This is a genomic window from Streptosporangium sp. G11 (genome assembly GCF_051192615.1).
Classification (GTDB): Bacteria; Actinomycetota; Actinomycetes; order Streptosporangiales; family Streptosporangiaceae; genus Streptosporangium.
In genome coordinates this window covers 1-1646 of sequence record NZ_JBPJUQ010000265.1, presented here as the reverse complement: position 1 = coordinate 1646, position 1646 = coordinate 1, and the positions used below count along the sequence as shown (strand labels likewise).

At 70.5% G+C, this 1646-nt stretch carries 1 protein-coding gene and 2 pseudogenes; 1 reads left to right on the top strand and 2 read right to left on the bottom strand.

Features of this window, described 5'->3' with window-relative positions; genetic code table 11:
- Positions 1–278 (bottom strand): annotated as a pseudogene (locus ACSDR0_RS50435) (phospholipid carrier-dependent glycosyltransferase); the annotation flags it as partial.
- A gap of 54 nt (positions 279–332) precedes the next feature.
- Positions 333–1187, bottom strand: a complete 855-nt coding sequence (gene rsmI / locus ACSDR0_RS50430) for a 16S rRNA (cytidine(1402)-2'-O)-methyltransferase (protein WP_435296102.1) — start codon at positions 1185–1187, stop codon at positions 333–335.
- Between the two features lie 97 nt (positions 1188–1284).
- Here rsmI and ACSDR0_RS50425 point away from each other — a divergent pair.
- A pseudogene (locus tag ACSDR0_RS50425) lies at positions 1285–1646 on the top strand (phospholipid carrier-dependent glycosyltransferase); the annotation flags it as partial.

Sequence of the window (1646 nt, the reverse complement as noted above, 5' to 3'; positions counted from 1 at the left end):
GCCACGTAGAGCGGGCAGGGGTCGGCCTCCGGCGGCGTGCACTTGACCAGGAAGTCGGTGTTCCCCGCGATGATCATCCGATCGGCGACCGGGTCCTCCACGGTGCCGAGAGAGGCCCGCTCCACCCCGTAGTGGATCAGCGTCCAGGCGTCCTTGGCGTAGTACGTCTCGTCGAACATGACCGCGTGCGGCCGCCCGAGATTGACAAAACGCAGGACCCCTCCGAACGCCGCGACCAGCAAAGGTCCCAGCCAGCCCCAGGCCACGCTTCCCTGCATGGGCGGCAAGAGGCGATCCCGTATCAATCCCATTCGGGCAATTATGGTGATAAATCAGCCGCGATGGACAGCGTCATAGAGATCGCGTTTGGGGATTCCCGCCGACTTCGCCACGTCCACGATCGCCTGCTTCCTCGGCACCCCCGTCTCCTCCCGGCGCGCCACCTCGTCGACCAGGTCCCCGATCACCGGCGGCAGGGCCTGCCCGGCGTACCCCGCGACGACGACCGTGATCTCCCCCTTGACGCCCCCGGCCGCCCACTCGGCCAGCTCCCCGAGGCCACCTCGCCGCACCTCCTCGTACGTCTTGGTGAGCTCCCGGCAGACCGCCGCCCGGCGGTCGGCGCCGAACGCCTCCGCCATCGCCGCCAGCGCGACGTGGAGCCGGTGCGGCGCCTCGAAGAAGACCATCGTGCGCTCCTCCTCCGCGAGGGCCGAGAGCTTGCGGGAGCGCTCACCGGCCTTGCGCGGCGGAAAGCCCTCGAAGCAGAAGCGGTCGCTGGGCAGCCCAGAGACGGCCAGCGCCGTGGTCACCGCGGACGGTCCCGGCAGCGAGGTGACCGTGATCCCCGCCTCGACCGCCAGGTGGGTGAGGCGGTAGCCGGGGTCGGAGACGCCGGGCATGCCCGCGTCGGTGATGATCAGCACGGTCTTGCCGTCCTGGAGTGCCTGGAGGAGCTCGGCGGCACGCCCGGCCTCGTTGGCGTCGTAGTAGGAGACGACCCGGCCGCCGATCTCCGCGCCCAGCTCCCCCGCCAGGCGGCGCAGCCTCCGGGTGTCCTCCGCCGCGACCACGTCGGCACTCTCCAGCGCCTGCCGCAGCCGGGGCGAGGCGTCGCCCACCTGTCCGATCGGAGCCCCTGCCAGCACAAGCCTGCCGTTGTCCGTCACCGTTCCATCCTCCCGCATTTCGGATGGGCCCCCGGCCTGGGGGGAAGTTCCCGAATTGGGCATCTGAGAGGTTTTTCCTGGGCTGGGTGTGGTGAGAGGACCGTACGATGTCCGGGTGGCCGTGACCGACTTCACCAACCAGGCACCGATGCAGCCGGAGCCCCAGCCGTCCGGCGGGTCGAGGGGCTCGGCGCGCGACCGGCTGGTGCCGCCGATGCCCGGCGGCGCCCTGTGGGGCTGGCTGGGACCGTTGCTGATCGCGGCGTTCGGGGGGGTCCTGCGGTTCGTCAACCTCGGCCATCCGCGCGCGGTCATGTTCGACGAGACGTACTACGCCAAGGACGCCTGGGCGCTGATCAACTTCGGCGCCGAGCACAACGTCGTCAAGGACGCCGACAAGATCCTGATGCGGGGCGGCACCGGCATCTGGCAGGAGTGCGCGCCCGCCGAGCTCGACAAGTGCGCCTCCTACGTGGT